This window comes from Pseudomonas eucalypticola (assembly GCF_013374995.1).
Lineage (GTDB): Bacteria > Pseudomonadota > Gammaproteobacteria > Pseudomonadales > Pseudomonadaceae > Aquipseudomonas > Aquipseudomonas eucalypticola.
Genome location: NZ_CP056030.1, coordinates 2373129 through 2392774, shown reverse-complemented (window position 1 = coordinate 2392774; position 19646 = coordinate 2373129). Strand labels below are relative to the sequence as shown.

Here is a 19646-nt window from a genome sequence, read left to right as displayed (position 1 = left end):
CCTGGACCTGAGACAAAATATAACCTCGTGATCCAGCAAGCCATCCATTGGCCTCCCGCCGCTGGCCCTGCCCCCTGCCCATCCGTTAGCATCCTCCTTTTGCCCAGGACCGCCGCCTCCATGAAGATCGTCTCATTCAACATCAACGGCCTGCGCGCCCGGCCTCATCAGCTGGCGGCGCTGATCGAGAAGCACCAGCCCGACGTCATCGGCCTGCAGGAAACCAAGGTCAGCGATGAACAGTTCCCGCTGGCGGAAGTCGAGGCATTGGGGTACCACGTGCATTTCCACGGCCAGAAAGGCCACTACGGTGTGGCCCTGCTTTCGCGCCAGGCGCCGCTGGCCCTGCACAAGGGCTTCGCCACCGATGAGGAAGATGCCCAGCGCCGGTTTATCTGGGGCACCTTCGCCGACGCCAACGGTACGCCGATCACCGTCATGAACGGCTACTTCCCCCAGGGCGAAAGCCGCGACCACCCCACCAAGTTCCCGGCCAAGCAGCGCTTCTACGAAGACCTGCAAGCCCTGCTCGAAGGCCAGTTCACCAACGACCAACCCCTGGTGGTAATGGGTGACGTGAACATTTCCCCTGAAGACAGCGACATTGGCATCGGCCCGGACAATGCCAAGCGCTGGCTGAAAACCGGCAAATGCAGTTTCCTGCCCGAAGAACGGGAATGGATGGCGCGCCTGAAGAACTGGGGCCTGGTGGACAGCTTCCGCCACCTGAACCCCGACGTCGCCGACCGTTTCAGCTGGTTCGACTACCGCAGCCGCGGCTTCGAGGACGAGCCCAAGCGCGGCCTGCGCATCGACCTGATCATGGCCTCCCAGGGGCTGCTGCCGCGGGTGGCTGACGCAGGGGTGGATTATGAACTGAGGGGAATGGAGAAGCCTTCGGACCACGCGCCGATCTGGTTGAAGCTCACCTGAGGTTGCAGGACGCGGCTTGCCGGTAGACCTTCAAAGCGCTCCAAACCACCGGCGAAAACGGTATTTCTAAACGTTTTGCTGCAAAAAAGTGGATTTCTAAACGTTTTACCGCAGCTTTAATGGTTTTGCTGCAGAAACGGGGGGTTATACTCCCCCTTTCTCAGTGCCCCTGATGACCTGCCCATGTCCGACATCGGTTATACCTGGATCGCCCACCACACTGGCGTTTCGCCGGTCCAACCCTTCGCGGTGGTCAGCCAGATCAACGGGCGCCGTGCGACGACCCAGGACGGCGATCTGCGTACGGAAGTGTACCCTGAACGCTACCGCCCCCAAAACCTGCTGATCGACCACCTGGTATTTGCCCTGCGCTACGAGGGCATTCACCTGGAGTTCCTGGCGCGGCTATTTGCCAAAGTGTCTGTGCGTGAGCAACTGGAACACTGGATCAATGCCGAGCCATCGGGTACCTATGCCCGCCGCCTGGGGTTTCTGTGCGAGTGGTTGACGGGGCAACCTTTGACCATCACCCAAGCCATCCAGGGCAACTATATAGACGTATTGGACCCGGCGCTGTACGTCACCGGCACTGCGGTGAAGAGCCCTCGCTGGAAGGTGCGCGACAACCTGCCGGGCACCCCGGACTATTGCCCCCTGATTCGCCGTGTGGACAGGATCATCGCCACGGAGCGCTACGATATCCGTGAGCGCCTGGACAGCCTGCAGGCCGATTTCGGCCTGGACCTGCTGCTGCGCAGTACCGTGTGGCTCACCGTGAAGGAAAGCCGCGCCAGCTTCCTGATCGAACACGAACAAGACCAGGAAGACCGGATTCGCCGGTTCGCCACCGTCATGGAAAGCGAGTGCGGGCAGCACCCTGATCCCCTGGCACCCGACGTGCTCGAATCGCTGCAAGCCAGCATTCTTGGCCAGTCGGCGCTGCGTTATGGCTTGAGGCAGTCGCCCGTGTATGTCGGGCATGTGGCACGGTTCGCACCGGTGGTTGACTACATCGCCCCCCACTGGACGCACACCCCCGCACTGTTACAAGGCCTCGGAGACTTTCTGAGGCGAACGTCGTCGGTACACCCCATCATCCGGGCGGCGGTTGCCTCCTTCGGTTTTGTCTACGTGCACCCCATGGCGGACGGCAATGGGCGCCTGTCGCGCTTCCTGATCAACGACGTGTTGCGCAGGGACGGGGCGATCCCGGCGCCTATCATCCTGCCGATATCGGCCACTATCACTAACAGCACCTACAACAAGGCGGCTTACGACCAGGCACTGGAACGCTTTTCTCGCCCCTTGATGCACTATTACGCGACCTGTTACCGCTTTGGCGAATCCCGGGTTGCTGAAGACGGCGTCGAATATAATTTGCATTTTGATGCCTATGACGATGCCCTTCCCGCCTGGAAATACCCTGACCTGACCGCGCACGCGGTGTACCTGGCCCAGGTCATCGACAGTACGCTGACCCACGAAATGCGCGCCGAAGCACAGTTTCTGCAAAGCAACGAACAGGCACGAACCCGCATCAAGGCATTCCTGGAAGCACCCGACAACGAGTTGGACCGCATCATCCATGCCGTCCGCGAAAACGGTAACGTGCTTTCGGGCAAGCTGCGCAGGAAATACCCATTGCTGGACCAGCGTCCTGAACTGGCAGAACGCCTGGTGGCGGCGGTGCGCACCGCCTTCCAGGCTATCGACTGATACCGCCTGTCACACCCCCGTAACCCCCCCTGTCTTATTCTCCCGGCACCGCCTTTCGGCCTCACCGGTAGTCCGCCATGCCCACCCTCGCCCGCCTGCTGCTGTGCCTCACCTGCCTGGTCATGCCCCTGGCCGCACAGGCCGAGGTGCCGGTGCTGCGCATCCAGGGCTCCAACACCATCGGTGCGGAACTGGGGCCTGCGCTGGTCAGGGCCTTGTTACTGGAGCAGGGGCTGCGCCAGGTGCATGTGCAAAGCGGTCCCCACGCCAACGAACAACAGGTCAGCGCCACCACGGTCGATGGCCAGCAGTTACGCATAGAGGTCGATGCCCATGGCACCAGTACCGGCTTCACGGCGCTGGAGCAGGGTGACGCGGACCTGATAGCCGCCTCACGGCCCATCAAGGACAGCGAACTGGTGGCCCTGGACAAGCTGGGTGACCTGAAGAGCGCAGAAGCCGAGCAGGTGATCGCCATCGACGGGGTGGCGGTGATCGTGCACCCGGGCAACCCACTGCGCCAGCTGAGTACCGAGCAGCTGGCACAGGTGTTCGCGGGCGAGATCAACGACTGGTCGGCCCTTGGCATGGGCCGGGGTCCTATCCACTTGTACGCACGGGACGAGCAGTCGGGCACCTGGGATACCTTCAAGGAGCTGGTGCTCACGCCCCGCGGCAAGCGCCTGGCGACCGATGCCCGGCGCCTGGAGTCCAGCGAGCAGTTGTCCGACGAAGTCAGCCACGACCCCCTGGCCATCGGCTTCATCGGCCTGCCCTATGTACGCCAGGCCCGCGCCCTGGCCATCGGGGACGGCGCGGCGCAGGCCATGGCGCCCACCATCAGCCTGATCGCTACCGAGGACTATCCGCTGTCACGTCGCCTCTACTTCTACCTGCCACCGGCACGCAACAACCCTTGGGCGCAGGCACTGGTACGTTTTACCCAGAGCGACAAGGGCCAGGCCATCGTCGCCCGGTACGGGTTCGTGGCGCAGACCGTGCAGGCGATCCAGGTGCCCGGCACCGCCAACATGCCCGCTGACTACCGCCACCTGGCCGGCGAGGCCCAGCGCCTGACAGTGAATTTCCGCTTCGCCGAAGGCAGCGCCAGTCTCGACAACAAGGCGTTGGCCGATGTGCAGCGCGTGCTGGAATACCTGCGGGTGCATGGCAAGACCTTCAAGGACGTGACGCTGGTGGGGTTTGGCGATACCAAGGATGACAGTGACCGCGCCCTGCTGCTGTCGCGCTTGCGAGCCATGACGGTACGCCGCGAACTGGCGCGCAATGGCGTGGTGCTGCGTGACATCCGTGGGCTGGGGGCGCAGATGCCCGTGGCGACCAATGACCTGGATGAAGGGCGAATCAAGAACCGCCGCGTCGAGGTGTGGGTGTATTGAACGCCAAAGCCGGGCGCCGCAGCGGCCCGGCGGCTGCGCTGTTCAGGCCTCGTGCCGGCTGCTGCGCAGCAATTCCCTGGGCACGTATTTGCCGATTTCGTACTTGCCGATCGCGGCGCGGTGCACTTCATCCGGGCCATCGGCCAGGCGCAAGGTGCGCTGCATGGCGTACATGTAGGCCAACGGGAAGTCGCCGCTGACCCCGGCGCCGCCGTGGATCTGGATGGCGCGGTCAATCACCCGCAAGGCCACGTTGGGCGCCACGACCTTGATCTGGGCGATCTCGCTCTTGGCCACCTTGTTGCCGGCGGTGTCCATCATGTAGGCCGCCTTGAGGGTCAGCAACCGCGCCATGTCGATTTCCATCCGCGAGTCGGCGATCTTGTCGATGTTGCCGCCCAGGCGGGCCAACGGCCGGCCGAACGCGGTACGCGCCACCGAGCGCTTGCACATCAGCTCCAGCGCGCGCTCAGCCATGCCGATCGAACGCATGCAGTGGTGAATGCGCCCCGGGCCAAGGCGCCCCTGAGCGATTTCGAATCCCCGTCCTTCGCCCAGCAACACGTTTTCATAAGGCACCCGTACGTTGTCGAAGAGTACCTCCGCGTGGCCGTGGGGCGCGTCGTCGTAGCCGAATACGGGCAACGGCCGGACGATCTTCACCCCCGGTGTGTCCGCCGGCACCAGAATCATCGAATGCTGCTGATGGCGCGGCCCGTCCGGATTGCTCAAGCCCATGAAAATCAGGATCTTGCAGCGCGGATCGCAGGCGCCGGACGTCCACCACTTGCGGCCATTGATGACCCACTCGTCGCCGTCACGCTCGGCACGGGCCGCCATGTTGGTAGCGTCCGATGACGCCACGTCCGGCTCGGTCATGGCGAACGCCGAGCGAATCTCACCGCGCAGCAGCGGCTCCAGCCAGCGCTGCTTGTGCGCTTCACTGCCGTAGCGCACCAGTACTTCCATGTTGCCGGTGTCCGGTGCCGAACAGTTGAACGGCTCGGGACCCAACAACGAGCGCCCCATGATCTCGGCCAGCGGTGCATATTCCAGGTTGCTCAGCCCGGCCCCCAGCTCGGACTCGGGCAAGAACAGGTTCCACAAACCCTCGGCCCGCGCCTTGGCCTTCAGTTCCTCCATGATCGCGGTGGGCTGCCAGCGGTCGCCTTCGGCAACCTGGCGTTCGAACACAGCCTCGGCGGGATACACGTACGCGTCCATGAACGCGGTGACGCGCTCACGCAATTCCTGAACCTTGGGCGAATAAGCAAAATCCATGGGGCGGCTACCTTTGAGCAAGGGTTGTCGTTGGCATGGATTCGATGCTAGAACAGGCACCAAGATTTATCTAACCTATTCTCGGCGTCTATTATCATTCATCACCGATATAGGCCACGGGATGCATCGGCATAAAACCTACAAGAGCGCTGCCCCATGAATCTGAGCAAGGTCGACCTGAATCTGTTCATCGTTTTCGACGCTATCTACACCGAAGCCAATCTGACCCGCGCGGGGCAAATCGTGGGCATTACCCAGCCAGCGGTGTCCAACGCCTTGGCGCGCTTACGCGAAACCTTCAACGACCCGCTCTTTGTGCGCACGGCCCAGGGCATGGTGCCAACGCCCATGGCCCAGAACATCATCGGCCCGGTGCGCAACGCTCTGTCGCTGTTGCGCGTGTCGGTGCAAGAGAGCCGCATCTTCAACCCGCTGCAAGCCACCAAGACCTTCCGCATCAGCATGACTGACCTGACCGAAGCGGTGATCCTGCCGCCCATGTTCCAGCGCCTGCGCCGCCTGGCCCCGGCCGTGGTCATTGAAAGCTTCCTGTGCAAGCGCCGCGAAACCACCAAGGAGCTGGCCGCCGGGCGTCTGGATTTTGCCGTCGATGCACCGTTGAACACCGACCCGCAGGTGCGCCACGTGAAACTGATGGAGGACCAGTACGTGTGCGCCCTGCGCAAGGGCCACCCGCTGCAGAAGGAAAAAATCACCCTGGACGATTACCTCGCCTTGACCCACATCCACATCTCCAGCCGCCGCAACGGGCTGGGCTATGTCGACCTGGCCCTGGGCAAGATGGGCCTGCAACGCAAGATCGCCTTGCGTTCGCAGCACTATCTGATGGCTTCCCAGGTGCTGCAGCAAACCGATATGGTCATGACCGTGCCCGAACGCTTTGCCCGTCGCAATGACCTGAACTACGTGCCGCTGCCGGTCAACGATGTGCCCCCGGTGGAAACCCACTTGTACTGGCACGAAAGCACCGACCAGGACCCGGCTAACCGCTGGATGCGCGAGCAAATGATCGAACTGGGCCAACTGGTGACGCGGGCCGACCAGAACGCCACCCGGCCACGGTGATCGTCGTGCTTGACGTTAACGGCAAGCAAGGCTTACGTTAACGTCAACCGTCTTTGCGAGCCGACCATGACCTACAGCATTTCCGACCTGTCCCGCGAACTGGACATCACCACCCGCGCCATCCGTTTCTATGAAGAACAGGGCATGCTCAGCCCCGAGCGCCGTGGCCAGGAGCGTATCTACTCGCCCCGGGACAAGGTCACCCTGAAGCTGATTCTACGGGGCAAGCGCATCGGTTTTTCCCTGGCGGAATGTCGGGAACTGATCGAGCTTTACGACCCCAGCGGCAACCAGCGCCAATTGACCAGCATGCTGGCCAAGATCGCCGAGCGCCGCAGCCAGTTGCAGCAGCAACTGCTGGACATCCAGCAGATGCAATTGGAACTCGACACCGCCGAAGAACGCTGCACCCAGGCACTGGCCGAACTGGCCCCCCTGCCTGCCACCGCCCAGGAGTAAGCCATGACCCTGCCCCGCGCCGTGCGCTTGGTCGAAGTGGGCCCCCGCGATGGCTTGCAGAATGAAGCCAGCCCCATCAGCGTCGTTGACAAAGTACGGCTGGTGGATGAACTGAGCGCGTGCGGCTTCAGCTATATAGAAGCCGGCAGCTTTGTTTCGCCCAAATGGGTGCCACAAATGGCCGGCTCCGCCGAGGTATTCGCCGGTATCAATCGTCACCCCGGTGTTACCTATGCCGCGCTCACGCCCAACCTGCAAGGTGCCGAAGCCGCGTTGGCCGCAGGCGTCGGGGAAGTCGCCGTGTTCGCGGCAGCGTCCGAAACCTTCTCGCAACGCAATATCAACTGCTCCATCGGCCAGAGCCTGGAACGCTTCGCGCCGGTGATGGCAGCCGCGCGGGTCGCCGGCGTGCCAGTGCGCGGCTATATCTCGTGTGTGCTTGGCTGCCCTTACGAAGGCGCCATTGCCCCAGCCCAGGTGGCCGCGGTGGCCGTGGAACTGCATGCCATGGGCTGCCGCGAAATATCCCTGGGCGACACCATCGGCGTGGGAACGCCGGGCGCCACGCGCACCCTGTTCGATACCGTCGCCGCCGTGGTACCCCGCGACCAGCTGGCCGGGCACTTCCACGATACCTACGGGCAGGCATTGGCCAATCTTTATGCCGCGCTGTTGGAAGGCATCAGCGTGTTCGACAGTTCGGTAGCAGGCCTGGGTGGCTGCCCCTATGCCAGGGGGGCCAGCGGTAACGTGGCCAGCGAAGATGTGCTGTACCTGCTGCAGGGCCTGGGCATCGACACCGGGGTGAACCTGGACGCCGTGGTGGGCGTGGGTCAGTGGATCAGTGGTCGGCTGGGACGGGCGAACGGCTCGCGGGTAGCCCTGGCACGTACCTGCGCATGATGTGTTACCCAGGCGCCAGTGTGGCGGGTATCGGAGGAACACTTTGCGCGATCTCCCCTTGACGGACCGCAACCTGAAATCAATAACCTGTTGATTTTATTGATATTTCAAAAGTTGGCACGGCATCTGCTTTATCCCTTGCATAACAAAAACAATAAACCCAGCGGTACCCAATAAAAACAACACGAAACGGCTCTGGCATAACAAGAACAAACGCGGCAGAGGCGAAGCTAACAGATTTTTTTGGAGAGGACGCGCCATCGGGGCTTGCCCCGCACCGTACACAGAACAACAAAACTGCCCTGAGGCAGCGACGTACCGGTGACAGGCGAATCAGCGCTCAAAAAAATACGTTTGCTCTTGACCCAGGATGTGGGTCACACGAAACGCGGTAAAGGGTCACGGCCACCAAAAACAACAACAGGCCGCCCCTCAATAACAAAAAAAGAGCAAGCAACAAGACCTTGAGGGGAGCTTCGGCTCCCCTCAGTGCTTTCCGGGATTTGACAAGGTGTGACGGGGTGCGACAAAGTGTCACCTCACCCGCACTTTTTCCCGCGAAACGGGTAACAGGGAAACACTCAAGGTTGTGAAAACCGGGTGAAAATTTCCTGAAAACGGCGAAAGCCCCGCATTCATTGGGTTTCGAAAAGTTGGCACGGGATCTGCTTTATCTCTCGTACAACAAAAACAATAAAATGGCAGTACCCAATAAAAACAACACGTAACGGCTCTGGCATAACAAGAACAAACGCGGCAGAGGCGTAGCTAACAGATTTTTTTGGAGAAGACGCGCCACCGGGGCTTGCCCCGCACCGTACACAGAACAACAAAACTGCCCTGAGGCAGCGACGTACCGGTGACAGGCGAATCAGCGCTCAAAAAAATACGTTTGCTCTTGACCCAGGATGTGGGTCACACGAAACGCGGTAAAGGGTCACGGTCACCAAAAACAACAACAGGCCGCCCTTCAATAATAAAAAAGAGCAAGCAACAAGACCTTGAGGGGAGCTTCGGCTCCCCTCATGCTTTCCGTCCCCCCTTCCCCTTTCCCTTCTCGCCCCCCCATTGACACTCCCAGGGCCAAGGTTTACGTTTACGTAAAGGTAAGCAAAAAGAACCCTACAAAAAAGGCCAGAAGCCATGCGCTACCCCAGCCTCAATTTCGCCTTGGGCGAAACCATCGACATGCTCCGCGACAGCGTCCAGGCCTTCGCCGCTGCCCAGATCGCCCCCCGCGCCGCGCAGATAGACCGCGACAACCTGTTCCCCGCCGACCTCTGGCAGCAGTTCGGAGGTATGGGCCTGCTGGGCATCACCGTGCCAGAAGAATACGGCGGCGCTGGCCTGGGCTACCTGGCCCACGTGGTGGCGATGGAAGAGATAAGCCGGGCCTCGGCATCGGTCGCCCTGTCCTACGGCGCCCACTCCAACCTGTGCGTGAACCAGATCAACCGTAACGGCACCGACGCCCAGAAACGCCAGTACCTGCCTCGCCTGATCAACGGCGAGCACGTTGGTGCCCTGGCCATGAGCGAACCCAACGCCGGTTCCGACGTGGTGTCCATGAAGCTGCGTGCAGACCGCCTCGGTGATCGCTTCGTACTCAATGGCTCCAAGACCTGGATCACCAACGGCCCTGACGCCAACACCTACGTGATCTACGCCAAGACCGATATGGACAAGGGTGCCCACGGCATCAGTGCCTTCATCGTCGAACGCGACTGGAAAGGTTTCAGCCGCAGCCAGAAGTTCGACAAACTGGGCATGCGCGGTTCCAACACCTGCGAACTGTTCTTCGACGATGTGGAGGTGCCAGAGGAAAACCTGCTGGGCACCCTCAACGGCGGCGTGAAGGTCTTGATGAGCGGCCTGGACTACGAGCGCGTGGTGCTCTCCGGCGGCCCCACCGGCATCATGCAGGCGTGCATGGACCTGGTGGTGCCCTACATCCACGACCGCAAGCAGTTCGGCCAGAGCATCGGTGAGTTCCAGTTGATCCAGGGCAAGGTGGCCGACATGTACACCCAGCTCAACGCCAGCCGCGCCTACCTGTATGCCGTGGCCCAGGCTTGCGAACGTGGCGAGACCACCCGCAAGGACGCGGCCGGGGTCATCCTCTACAGCGCCGAGCGCGCCACGCAGATGGCGCTGGACGCCATCCAGATATTGGGCGGCAACGGCTACATCAACGAATTCCCTGCCGGACGCTTGCTGCGTGACGCCAAGTTGTACGAGATCGGCGCAGGCACCAGCGAGATCCGCCGCATGCTGATTGGTCGCGAACTGTTCAACGAGACCCGCTGAGCGCCAGTCGCTCGCAGCGCAGCTTCCCAGGAGGATTGATGGCTACTCTGCATACCGGAATTTCTACCCGTTCCCCTGAGTTCGCCTGCAACCAGGCGGCCATGCTGGAGCAGGTCCAGGCCCTGCGTACCCTGCTTGCCCAGGTGCATGAAGGCGGAGGCAAAAATGCCCAGGCGCGACATGTCGCCAAGGGCAAGCTGTTACCCCGCGAGCGCATCAACCGCTTGCTGGACAGCGGCTCGCCCTTCCTCGAGATCGGGCAACTGGCCGCCTATCAGGTGTACGACGAGGCCGTGGCCGCCGCGGGGATGATCGCCGGCATTGGCCGCGTCGAAGGCGTGGAATGCATGATCATCGCCAACGACGCCACGGTCAAAGGCGGTTCCTATTACCCGCTGACGGTGAAAAAACACCTGCGTGCCCAGTCCATCGCCCAGGAAAACCGCCTGCCCTGCCTGTACCTGGTAGATTCGGGTGGCGCCAACCTGCCGCGCCAGGACGAGGTGTTCCCCGACCGCGAGCACTTCGGGCGCATCTTCTTCAACCAGGCGAACATGAGCGCCCAGGGCATCCCCCAGATCGCCGTGGTCATGGGCTCGTGCACCGCGGGCGGCGCCTATGTGCCCGCGATGTCGGATGAGACCATCATGGTCCGCGAGCAGGCCACCATCTTTCTGGCTGGGCCGCCGCTGGTGAAGGCGGCAACGGGCGAAGTGGTCACCGCAGAGGCTTTGGGTGGCGCCGATGTGCACTGCAAGGTCTCCGGGGTGGCCGACCACTACGCCGACAACGACGAGCACGCCTTGGCCATTGCCCGCCGCTGCGTGGCCAACCTCAACTGGCGCAAGCTGGGGCAGTTGCAGTGCCAGGCGCCCGTGGCACCGCTTTACCCCGCCGAGGAGCTGTACGGGGTCATTCCCGCCGATGCCAAGCAACCCTTCGATGTGCGCGAAGTCATCGCCCGGGTGGTGGATGGTTCGCGGTTCGATGAGTTCAAGGCGCTGTTCGGCACCACTCTGGTGTGTGGTTTCGCCCACCTGCACGGCATGCCCATCGCCATCCTCGGCAACAACGGCATCCTCTTCGCCGAAGCCGCGCAGAAAGGTGCGCACTTCATTGAACTGGCTTGCCAGCGGGGCATCCCGCTGCTGTTCCTGCAGAACATCACGGGCTTCATGGTCGGGCAGAAGTACGAAGCCGGCGGTATCGCCAAGCACGGTGCAAAGCTGGTCACTGCCGTGGCCTGTGCCAAGGTGCCCAAATTCACCGTGATCATCGGCGGCAGTTTCGGCGCCGGTAACTACGGCATGTGCGGCCGCGCCTACGACCCACGCCTGTTGTGGATGTGGCCCAACGCGCGCATCGGCGTGATGGGCGCCGAACAGGCGGCTGGCGTGCTGGTGCAGGTCAAGCGCGAACAGGGTGAACGCGCCGGCACGCCGTTCAGTGCCGAGCAGGAAGCGGCGCTCAAGCAGCCGATTCTTGAGCAATACGAACACCAGGCCCACCCCTTCTACTCCAGCGCGCGGCTATGGGACGACGGCGTCATCGACCCGGCCCAGACCCGCGATGTGCTCGCCCTGGCCTTGTCGGCTGCGCTGAACGCCCCCATCGAAGCCAGCCGTTTCGGCATTTTCCGGATGTGACCATGAACGATTTCAGCACCCTCGAACTGGAACACGACCCGCGCGGCTTCGCTACCTTGTGGCTGAACCGCTCCGAGAAACACAACGCCTTCAATGCCCAGATGATCCGCGAGCTGATCCTGGCCCTGGACACCGTGGCCAGTGACACCCGCCTGCGCTTTCTGTTGATTCGCGGCCGCGGCAAACACTTCTGCGCTGGCGCCGACCTGGCCTGGATGCAACAGTCAGCGGAGTTGGATTTCAACACTAATCTGGATGACGCCCGCGAGCTGGGTGAACTGATGTACGGGCTGCACAAACTCAAGCTGCCGACCCTGGCGGTGGTCCACGGCGCGGCCTACGGCGGCGCGCTGGGCCTGGTCAGTTGCTGCGACATGGCCATCGGTACGCGGGACGCGCAGTTTTGCCTTTCGGAGGTCCGGATTGGCCTAGTGCCAGCGGTCATCAGCCCGTTCGTGGTCAAGGCCATCGGTGAACGCGCCACCCGCCGCTATGCCCTCAGCGCCGAGCGATTCGATGGCCAGCGGGCCCTTGAACTGGGGCTGCTGACCGATGTTTGCGCCAGCGCGGAACTGGAGCAACGGGTACAGGCGTGGGTGCAAACGATGCTGCTCAACAGCCCCTCGGCCATGCGGGCCTGCAAGGAACTGCTGCGCGAAGTGGCCCACGGTGAAACCACTGCAGGTGCGCGCCGCTATTGCGAGAACGCCATCGCCCGCATTCGCGTCAGCGGCGAAGGCCAGGAAGGCTTGCGCGCTTTCCTGGAGAAACGTACGCCCGCCTGGCAAGCACGGGAGCTCAAACCATGACCTCGATCACTTCCCTGCTGGTGGCCAACCGTGGCGAAATCGCGTGCCGGGTGATGCGCACGGCCAAGGCCATGGGGTTGACCACGGTGGCCGTGCACAGCGCCATCGACCGTGACGCACGCCATGCCCGCGAAGCGGATCTGCGGGTCGACCTGGGCGGCAGCAAAGCCAGCGACAGCTACCTGGCCATCGACAAGATCATCGCCGCGGCCCGCGACAGCGGCGCCCAGGCCATTCACCCCGGCTACGGTTTCCTTTCCGAGAATGCCGAGTTTGCGCGGGCCATCGAGGCCGCGGGGTTGATCTTCCTCGGGCCGCCTGCCAGTGCCATTGACGCCATGGGCAGCAAGTCAGCAGCCAAGGCCCTGATGGAAAGCGCCGGCGTGCCGCTGGTGCCGGGCTACCACGGCCAGGCGCAGGACCTGGAGACGTTCCGTACTGCCGCCGCGCGCATTGGTTACCCGGTGCTGCTCAAGGCCAGTGCAGGTGGCGGCGGCAAGGGCATGAAAGTGGTGGAGCGTGAGGGCGAGCTGGCCGATGCCTTGGCGTCGGCCCAGCGGGAAGCGCAATCGTCATTCGGCGATTCACGCATGCTGGTGGAAAAGTACGTGCTGCAACCGCGTCATGTGGAAATCCAGGTATTCGCCGACCAGCAGGGCCACTGCCTGTACCTGAACGAGCGCGATTGCTCCATTCAGCGCCGCCACCAGAAGGTCGTCGAGGAGGCGCCGGCCCCGGGGCTGCCCGCCGAATTGCGCCAGGCCATGGGGGAGGCGGCGGTGAAGGCGGCGCTCGCCATCGGCTACGTGGGCGCCGGCACCGTCGAATTTCTCCTCGACGCCCGGGGCGAATTCTTCTTCATGGAGATGAATACCCGGCTGCAGGTCGAACACCCGGTCACCGAAGCGATCACCGGGCTGGACCTGGTGGCCTGGCAGATCCGCGTGGCCCAGGGTGAACCCCTGCCCCTTGTCCAAGCCGAGGTGCCGCTGCATGGGCATGCCATTGAAGTGCGTCTGTATGCCGAAGACCCGGACAATGAATTTCTGCCTGCCACGGGCACCCTCGCCCTGTACCGCGAGTCGGCACCGGGCCCGGGGCGGCGGGTAGACAGTGGTGTCAGCGAGGGTGACCCGGTCTCGCCGTTCTACGACCCCATGCTCGGCAAGTTGATTGCCTGGGGCGAAACCCGCGAGCAGGCACGGTTGCGCTTGCTGAGCATGCTCAACGAGTTCTCCGTGGGCGGCGTGCGCACCAACCTGGCGTTCCTGCGACGCATCATCGGCCACCCGGCCTTCGCCGCCGCCGAACTGGACACCGGGTTCATTGCCCGGCATCAGGCGCAGTTGCTACCGGTTGCCGAGCCATTACCCCCTGCGTTCTGGCAAGCCGCGGCCGCGGCGCTGCTGCCAGTGGCCGGTGAGGACCCATGGTCCGCCGCCAGCGGCCTGCGCCTCGGGCTGCCCAGCGAAACCGTCGTGGCGGTGCATTGCCGCGACGAGCACCAGGTGGTGCACCTGGCCAGCGCTGTGGCCCGCCCCACGGCGTATCGGCGTGGCGACACCGTGTACCTGCCGTGGCAGGGCGATGTTTACCCGGTAAACCTGCACGACCCTATCGCCGAGGCGGAGGCAGGGCACGGCCACCAGGGTGGCCTGAACGCGCCCATGAACGGCAGCATCGTGCGGGTGCTGGTCAGTGCCGGTCAGTCAGTGGACGCCGGCACTGCGCTGGTGGTGCTTGAAGCCATGAAGATGGAACACAGTATCCGCGCGCCCCAGGCCGGGGTGGTCAAGGCACTGCACTGCGCCGAGGGCGACATGGTCAGCGAGGGCAGCGTGCTGGTGGAGATGGAGGCGTAGCACGCTTGCCTGGATTCAGCGTCCAACCTCGCGGGCCCAGACCGGCGGTGCTCAGGTCGCCAGCGCTGCCTCGATGGCCTCGAGCAGACGCGGGTCATCAGCGGCCACGTCCGGTGCGAAGCGGCCCACCACCTGCCCTTCACGGTTGATCAGGAACTTCTCGAAATTCCACTGCACCTCCGGCACCGGGTTCACCGGGATGCCCTTGCCGGTCAGGCGCTCGCGCCAGGGGCCTTCGCCCTCGGCGTTGGGGAGAGTCCGGGTCAGTGCTGCGTACAGCGGATGCTGGTCATCCCCCACCACCGAGATCTTCGAGAACAGCGGGAACTTCACGTCGTAGGTCAGGCTGCAGAAGGCCTTGATCTCGTCATCGCTGCCGGGCTCCTGCGCCTTGAAGTTGTTGGCCGGAAAACCCAGCACTTCCAGGCCCCGGGCATGGTGGCTTTCGTACAGTTTTTCCAGGCCTTCGTATTGCGGGGTCAGGCCGCATTTGGAGGCCACGTTGACCACCAGCAGCACCTTGCCCTTGTAGGCCTCGAGGGTTTGCGGCTGGCCGTCGATGGTCTTGACCGGGATGGAATACAGAGGGCTCATGACAGGCTCCGGGACGGGAAAGTGGCTGTCACTGTAGCACCGCGCCGCCCGGTGCAACATCCGTAGCAGCGGACCTGGCAGCGGGCGCACGCTCGGAAGTGAGCGGTGGGTCAGTTGCGCGCCATGCAGCGCGCGCGGCGTTCGTCGACGCGGCGGGCGAACCAGGCGGTGGTCAGGTGGCGGGTGATCTTCGGGCTTTCCAGGGTGATGCCCGGCAGGATCGCCCGGGGCACGGGCTGGCCGGCTACCTGGTCGGCCAGTTCGAACACCCGCTGGTAAACCCGGGTGTCCTCGAACTCCAGTTGCTCGCCCTTGTCGAGCGCCCGGCGGATGTCGATGTCGCTCATGCCCAGCCGCGTGCCCAGGGAGCGTACCGCCAGCTCGGTCTGCCCCGCCGTGAGCGAGCCGTAGTCGATCAGGTCGCCGTCCAGCGTTAGCCGCGCCTTGACCAAGCGATTGAGGGCCGCCTGGAACGCGGCGTTGCGGCTGGCGTAATGGCCGGCGTTGTAGTCAGCGAAGCGGTACAGCGGCTCAGGGTAATGCACCGGGTAGCCAAGCAAGTGCGCGGTGCCGAAGTACACCCCACCCCGGCGGCTGAAGACCTCATGGCGAATGGAGTCCTGCACCGGGTACGGGTACCCGCGGGCATTGCGCTCGGCAAAGTCCACGGCCACCTGCATCGGCCCGCCGGTGTGCACCGGGTTGAAGGTGCCGAACAACTGCCGGCCCAAGGGCGCCATGCTGATGAAGTCGTCGAACACTTCGCTTAGTTCGCGCTCGGAACGCACGCTGGCAATGCGCTGGGCATAGCTCTTGCCCGTCGGTGATGCCAAGCCCAGGGCCGCGTCCACCACGAACCCCGGCACGTGCAGGCGCCCGGCGCGGCGGTCGATCTCGCTGCGGGCAATGCGGCCCAGCCCCGGCACCTGGGGGTCAGCCTGGAAGTTGGATTCCTGCTCGATGACCGCGATCACTGAACACAGGTTCTCGGTGCTGGGGTCCAGCGACTGGGCCTGGAAAGCGACCTGAATGTCCGCCGCCCACCCCTGCCGGTTCGTGGCCAAAGGGGGAAGCAGGTGCACCACCTTGGCCCGAACCTCTTCGGGGGACGGCGCCTGTTGCAGCGGCTGGTGGCTGCAGGCGCTCAATGCCAGCAGGCCGATCAACAATCCATAGCGTTTCAGCTCGCTCAATCAGGCACCTCTAGGTTCATCGGTTCAGTGGTCAGCGTACCCCTGCGGCTCGGTGGCGCTGGCATCCACCCGCTCGCCCATGGCCTGCTCGAAACGCGCCAGGGGCATCAGTGGCTGGCCATCGACACCGCCGAACTGCACCCGGTAGGGCGCGTCGTGGCTGAGCTGGCGCAACTGGTCCAGGCTCTGGGCCACGTAGGCCAGGCTGACAAAGCGCTGGCCACTGCGCGGGTCCAGCCAGCGCTCGAACAACAGGGTGCCACCGGGCGCCGCGTCGTCCTCGGGGTACTCGGCGATCTTCCAGTCAAAGCCTAGCAGCGTCCGCAACTGGGCGATGTTGCTGTCATGGCCCACGTACGCCAGCCATGCCGCGGAGGGTGGGCCACCCGCGGCCGCCGTGCCGGTGTCGCCCAGCGCCAGCAACACCTGGCTCAGCAACTGCGAGGCGCCGCGGCGGGCCACGTAGGGCAAGTGCTGACTCAGAGCGTATTTAGCACTGCGCAGTTCCATCAAACCCGCCACCTCATGGGCGGTGCGGCCTTGACCAAAGGCCACCTGGTCCAGCGGCATGCCTTCGGCGTACTGCATGCGGAACGTCTCGGCCATGGCCGCGCCGACGCTCAACGGGCCGCTGAGCTTGACCGTGGTGCCCTTCTCTTTCAAGCCCCAGGGCTGGTCACTCAATGCGCAACGTGGCGCCTTGGGGCAGGTGGCGGGCACGCCGATCAGGGTCTGCATACGCAGCAAGGCGGGGCCGTATTTCACCTGGGCCGCCTGCGGGCTGCCGCCCATGGCCGCCAGAATAGCCTGCTCAGCCTGCTGGCGGTCGAGCCCTGCCAAGCCGTTCTCGCTGCCATGGAACAGGCGGTCCTGACCGGCGCTGGCATGGTGCACCGGCACTGGGCAACCCGGGAACAGGCCTTCGAGCAAGGCCTTGCTGGTGGCCCGGGTACGCGCCACCGGGCTGGACCACAGGTACGCCTGGCCAGCGTCGGGGCACCCATCGGCCGCCAGCAGCCCGTGGCCCACCAGGTACTGGCGCTGCCACTGGCCCAGCAGCACGGTGGCAGCATAACCGTGAGGGGTGAGCTGGCCATCGGCGACGGCAAAGCGCGGCCAGGTCTTGGCCGACCAGGCTTGCAACTCGGCGGTGTCAGTGGCCGGGCGGATCCCATGGCGCATCACCAGCACCACTTTGTCCAGGCGCAGGCCCTCGGTGTTCAGGGTTTCGGCGTGCAACAGCGGGCTGGCCAGCAGCGCCAGGGCCACGGCCAGGCCGCGCAACCAGGGGTACTTAGAAGTCATAGCGGGCATTCACACTCAAGGTCCGTGGCGAGCCAGGTTGCAGGTAGTTTTCCTGGTACCAGGTCCAGTACTTGTGGTTGGCCAGGTTGGTGACGTTGGCGCCGAAGGTCAATGCATGGCCGCCCGCCAGCCTCATGCGGTAGCCGCCGCCCGCATCGAACAGGCTGTAGGCATCCAGGGTATGCACGTTGCCCGAGTCCACGGCCATGGGGCCGATGCGCTGGGCGCCGGCACGCACGAACAGCCCCGGCACCGCGCCGATGCGGTAGGTGGCCTGGGCACCGGCCTGGTAGTGGGCGGCACCGGCGGCGCGGTTGCCGTCGACGTCACCGGCATCCTGGTACTCGGAGTCCAGGGACATGATGCTGCCTTCCAGGGTCAGGTTGTCGATGGGGTCGACACTGCCGGCCAGCTCGATACCCTGGTAGCGGATCGTGCCGCTCTGCACGTAGACGTTGTCGCTGTTGGTGTACTCGGCGCCGCGGTCGATGCGAAAGGCGGCGGCCGTGGCGCTCCAGTTGCGACGCTGGGCCTTCACGCCGATTTCATATTGCTTGCTGCGCAGCGGCGCCAGAGTCTGGTCGGCGTTCTCCGCGGTGGTGGGCGCGGTGCCGCCGGCTTCCAGCGACTCGACGTAGCTGGCGTAGACGGTCACGTCCTGGATGGGCTTGTACATCAGCGCCACGGTAGGTGTAGCCGGGCGTGCCTTGTAGCGCACGGCCTCGCTGGTCGCCGAGTCGTGGGTTTCCTCCCGGAAGGTTTCGTTGCGCAGGCCGACCAGCAACGACCAGTGCTCGCCCAGGCCGAGGGTGTCGCTGGCAAATACCGCGCTTTCCTTGATCGAGTCGTCGCCGTAGGTCCCGCCGCTGTAGTCGATGTCATACACCGAGAAAATCGTCGGGTCGTAGAGGTTGCCCTTGCCCACGGTGCTTTTCGGGGTGTTGACCGACTTGCGCGACTGCAGGTCCGAATAGGAACTGCCCAGCACCAGGTCATGGCTGAACCAGCCCGTGGTGAATTTCCCCTCCAGGGTGCCCATGGCCTGGTTGTAGTCGTAGCCGTGGTACTCGGAGGTGACCTTGTCTGAGTAATTGCCGCTGTCGCTGCTGATCTGATACTGGTCCTTCACATAACGGCGGTCCGAGTCGCTGTAGCGGTACGCCAGCCGGCCTTGCCAGTTGGGAGAAAACTGATACGTGGCGCTCAGGGTCGACAGGCTGTAGTCCACATCCGTGTAGGAGCCATTGCTGTACAGGCGCTTGCTGCCGTCGATGGCCTTGGGCAGTGCGTAGGCGGTGTTGACCACGATGTCGGTGCCGCCGGAGGTCTTGCGCTGCTGGTACAGGGTGTCGAAATTGAGGGTCAGGTCATCGGTCAGCTTGGCGTCCAGCGCCAGGCCCACGGCCGTACGGTTGACCGCGGCGCCACCGCTGGCGGCGTCGCCCTCCTCGTGCACCAGGTTCAGCCGGTAGCCGAAGCGCGGGTCGTCCAAGCGGCCGCCCAGGTCGATGTGCTCCTTGTAGAGGTTATCGGACTGGTAGCCGGCGTCGACGCTGAACAAGGTCTTGTCGGTCGGGCGCTTGCTCACGTAGTTGACGATACCGCCCGGGCTGCCGAAACCGTACATGAAGCCCGACAGCCCTTGGAGCACCTCGACGCTGTCGAACATTTCCAGGGGCATTTCCACGCCACGGTTGATGTTGGCCATGCCGTCGACCTTGTAACCGTTCAGGTCATCCAGGGGCAGGCCGCGCACCGCCAAGGTGGCCGGGTGGGTGCCGTAGCTGGCGCTGATGGAGGTCACCGAGGCGTTGTATTTCACCGCTTCGGACAAGATGCCGGCTTGGCGCTGCTGAATCTCTTCACTGCTCACGCTCTTGATCGAGAACGGCGTGTCGATGGCCGCCTTGCTGCCCAGCGCGCCGCCGGACATCTTCTTGTGCAGCTCGGGCTTCTTGGCCTTGGCCGCCTTGACAGTCACTTGCGGCAGCGTGGCCAGCACGCTGTCATCGATGACGGGTGCGGTGTCGGCGGCCCAGATCGAAGGGGCCAGGGCAAAGGCCGCGAGGCCTGCGCCAGTACGGACGGACAGCGCGTGAAACGGGTGTTTGCGAAGCATGACAACTCCATAAAAAGAGCGCACGAAGCCCAC

General features: G+C 63.9%; 15 protein-coding genes. 10 read left to right on the top strand and 5 right to left on the bottom strand.

All coding sequences use genetic code 11. The features are described from left to right. Positions 1 to 120 precede the first annotated feature (120 nt). From xthA to HWQ56_RS11025, 3 genes are all read left to right on the top strand, one after another. A complete protein-coding gene (gene xthA, locus HWQ56_RS11035; RefSeq protein ID WP_176570493.1) occupies positions 121 to 933 on the top strand; it encodes an exodeoxyribonuclease III in 813 nt (270 codons plus the stop codon). Between the two features lie 183 nt (positions 934 to 1116). After that, on the top strand, positions 1117 to 2649 hold the full coding sequence (locus tag HWQ56_RS11030; protein ID WP_176570492.1) for a Fic family protein: 1533 nt from the start codon (positions 1117 to 1119) through the stop codon (positions 2647 to 2649). Positions 2650 to 2726: 77 nt separating this feature from the next. After that, entirely contained in the window at positions 2727 to 4049 is a 1323-nt protein-coding gene (locus tag HWQ56_RS11025) for a substrate-binding domain-containing protein (protein WP_158158478.1), read from the top strand. Between the two features lie 42 nt (positions 4050 to 4091). On the opposite strand, the gene HWQ56_RS11020 is transcribed toward HWQ56_RS11025, so the two are convergent. Further along, complete coding sequence (locus tag HWQ56_RS11020; RefSeq protein WP_176570491.1) at positions 4092 to 5330, bottom strand: acyl-CoA dehydrogenase; 1239 nt, start codon at positions 5328 to 5330, stop codon at positions 4092 to 4094. A gap of 156 nt (positions 5331 to 5486) precedes the next feature. Between HWQ56_RS11020 and HWQ56_RS11015 the strand changes: the two genes are divergently transcribed. From HWQ56_RS11015 to HWQ56_RS10985, 7 genes are all read left to right on the top strand, one after another. After that, the gene (locus tag HWQ56_RS11015) at positions 5487 to 6416 is read left to right on the top strand and encodes a LysR family transcriptional regulator (RefSeq protein ID WP_158158476.1); all 930 of its coding nucleotides are present in this window, start codon (positions 5487 to 5489) and stop codon (positions 6414 to 6416) included. 66 nt (positions 6417 to 6482) lie between these two features. Further along, the gene (locus tag HWQ56_RS11010) at positions 6483 to 6875 is read left to right on the top strand and encodes a MerR family transcriptional regulator (RefSeq protein WP_158158475.1); all 393 of its coding nucleotides are present in this window, start codon (positions 6483 to 6485) and stop codon (positions 6873 to 6875) included. A 3-nt stretch (positions 6876 to 6878) separates the two neighbouring features. Continuing rightward, on the top strand, positions 6879 to 7778 hold the full coding sequence (locus HWQ56_RS11005) for a hydroxymethylglutaryl-CoA lyase (RefSeq protein WP_176570490.1): 900 nt from the start codon (positions 6879 to 6881) through the stop codon (positions 7776 to 7778). Positions 7779 to 8921: 1143 nt separating this feature from the next. Continuing rightward, a complete protein-coding gene (locus HWQ56_RS11000) occupies positions 8922 to 10085 on the top strand; it encodes an isovaleryl-CoA dehydrogenase (protein ID WP_158158601.1) in 1164 nt (387 codons plus the stop codon). A 38-nt stretch (positions 10086 to 10123) separates the two neighbouring features. Then, positions 10124 to 11731 carry a carboxyl transferase domain-containing protein gene (locus HWQ56_RS10995; protein WP_176570489.1) on the top strand — a complete coding sequence of 536 codons (1608 nt, stop codon included), beginning with the start codon at positions 10124 to 10126 and terminating at the stop codon, positions 11729 to 11731. A 2-nt stretch (positions 11732 to 11733) separates the two neighbouring features. Next, the gene (locus HWQ56_RS10990; protein ID WP_176570488.1) at positions 11734 to 12540 is read left to right on the top strand and encodes a gamma-carboxygeranoyl-CoA hydratase; all 807 of its coding nucleotides are present in this window, start codon (positions 11734 to 11736) and stop codon (positions 12538 to 12540) included. Then, a complete protein-coding gene (locus HWQ56_RS10985) occupies positions 12537 to 14402 on the top strand; it encodes an acetyl-CoA carboxylase biotin carboxylase subunit (RefSeq protein ID WP_176570487.1) in 1866 nt (621 codons plus the stop codon). The genes HWQ56_RS10990 and HWQ56_RS10985 overlap by 4 nt, the downstream gene beginning before the upstream one ends. A gap of 51 nt (positions 14403 to 14453) precedes the next feature. Here the strand turns inward: HWQ56_RS10985 and HWQ56_RS10980 are convergent, their stop codons facing one another. The 4 genes from HWQ56_RS10980 to HWQ56_RS10965 all read right to left on the bottom strand — a co-directional run bounded on the left by HWQ56_RS10980 (position 14454) and on the right by HWQ56_RS10965 (position 19613). Beyond that, positions 14454 to 14996 carry a glutathione peroxidase gene (locus HWQ56_RS10980; RefSeq protein WP_176570486.1) on the bottom strand — a complete coding sequence of 181 codons (543 nt, stop codon included), beginning with the start codon at positions 14994 to 14996 and terminating at the stop codon, positions 14454 to 14456. A gap of 110 nt (positions 14997 to 15106) precedes the next feature. Continuing rightward, entirely contained in the window at positions 15107 to 16189 is a 1083-nt protein-coding gene (locus tag HWQ56_RS10975; protein ID WP_176570485.1) for a DUF1615 domain-containing protein, read from the bottom strand. Positions 16190 to 16213: 24 nt separating this feature from the next. Next, positions 16214 to 17494 carry a histidine-type phosphatase gene (locus tag HWQ56_RS10970; RefSeq protein ID WP_245217835.1) on the bottom strand — a complete coding sequence of 427 codons (1281 nt, stop codon included), beginning with the start codon at positions 17492 to 17494 and terminating at the stop codon, positions 16214 to 16216. After that, a complete protein-coding gene (locus HWQ56_RS10965; protein WP_176570483.1) occupies positions 17484 to 19613 on the bottom strand; it encodes a TonB-dependent receptor in 2130 nt (709 codons plus the stop codon). The genes HWQ56_RS10970 and HWQ56_RS10965 overlap by 11 nt, the downstream gene beginning before the upstream one ends. Positions 19614 to 19646: the final 33 nt, after the last annotated feature.

Excerpts from the sequence above, each read along its gene's own strand:
- xthA (WP_176570493.1), top strand. The coding sequence starts at position 121 with ATGAAGATCGTCTCATTCAACATCAACGGCCTGCGCGCCCGGCCTCAT.
- HWQ56_RS11030 (WP_176570492.1), top strand. The coding sequence starts at position 1,117 with ATGTCCGACATCGGTTATACCTGGATCGCCCACCACACTGGCGTTTCG.
- HWQ56_RS11025 (WP_158158478.1), top strand. The coding sequence starts at position 2,727 with ATGCCCACCCTCGCCCGCCTGCTGCTGTGCCTCACCTGCCTGGTCATG.
- HWQ56_RS11020 (WP_176570491.1), bottom strand. The coding sequence starts at position 5,330 with ATGGATTTTGCTTATTCGCCCAAGGTTCAGGAATTGCGTGAGCGCGTC.
- HWQ56_RS11015 (WP_158158476.1), top strand. The coding sequence starts at position 5,487 with ATGAATCTGAGCAAGGTCGACCTGAATCTGTTCATCGTTTTCGACGCT.
- HWQ56_RS11010 (WP_158158475.1), top strand. The coding sequence starts at position 6,483 with ATGACCTACAGCATTTCCGACCTGTCCCGCGAACTGGACATCACCACC.
- HWQ56_RS11005 (WP_176570490.1), top strand. The coding sequence starts at position 6,879 with ATGACCCTGCCCCGCGCCGTGCGCTTGGTCGAAGTGGGCCCCCGCGAT.
- HWQ56_RS11000 (WP_158158601.1), top strand. The coding sequence starts at position 8,922 with ATGCGCTACCCCAGCCTCAATTTCGCCTTGGGCGAAACCATCGACATG.
- HWQ56_RS10995 (WP_176570489.1), top strand. The coding sequence starts at position 10,124 with ATGGCTACTCTGCATACCGGAATTTCTACCCGTTCCCCTGAGTTCGCC.
- HWQ56_RS10990 (WP_176570488.1), top strand. The coding sequence starts at position 11,734 with ATGAACGATTTCAGCACCCTCGAACTGGAACACGACCCGCGCGGCTTC.
- HWQ56_RS10985 (WP_176570487.1), top strand. The coding sequence starts at position 12,537 with ATGACCTCGATCACTTCCCTGCTGGTGGCCAACCGTGGCGAAATCGCG.
- HWQ56_RS10980 (WP_176570486.1), bottom strand. The coding sequence starts at position 14,996 with ATGAGCCCTCTGTATTCCATCCCGGTCAAGACCATCGACGGCCAGCCG.
- HWQ56_RS10970 (WP_245217835.1), bottom strand. The coding sequence starts at position 17,494 with ATGACTTCTAAGTACCCCTGGTTGCGCGGCCTGGCCGTGGCCCTGGCG.
- HWQ56_RS10965 (WP_176570483.1), bottom strand. The coding sequence starts at position 19,613 with ATGCTTCGCAAACACCCGTTTCACGCGCTGTCCGTCCGTACTGGCGCA.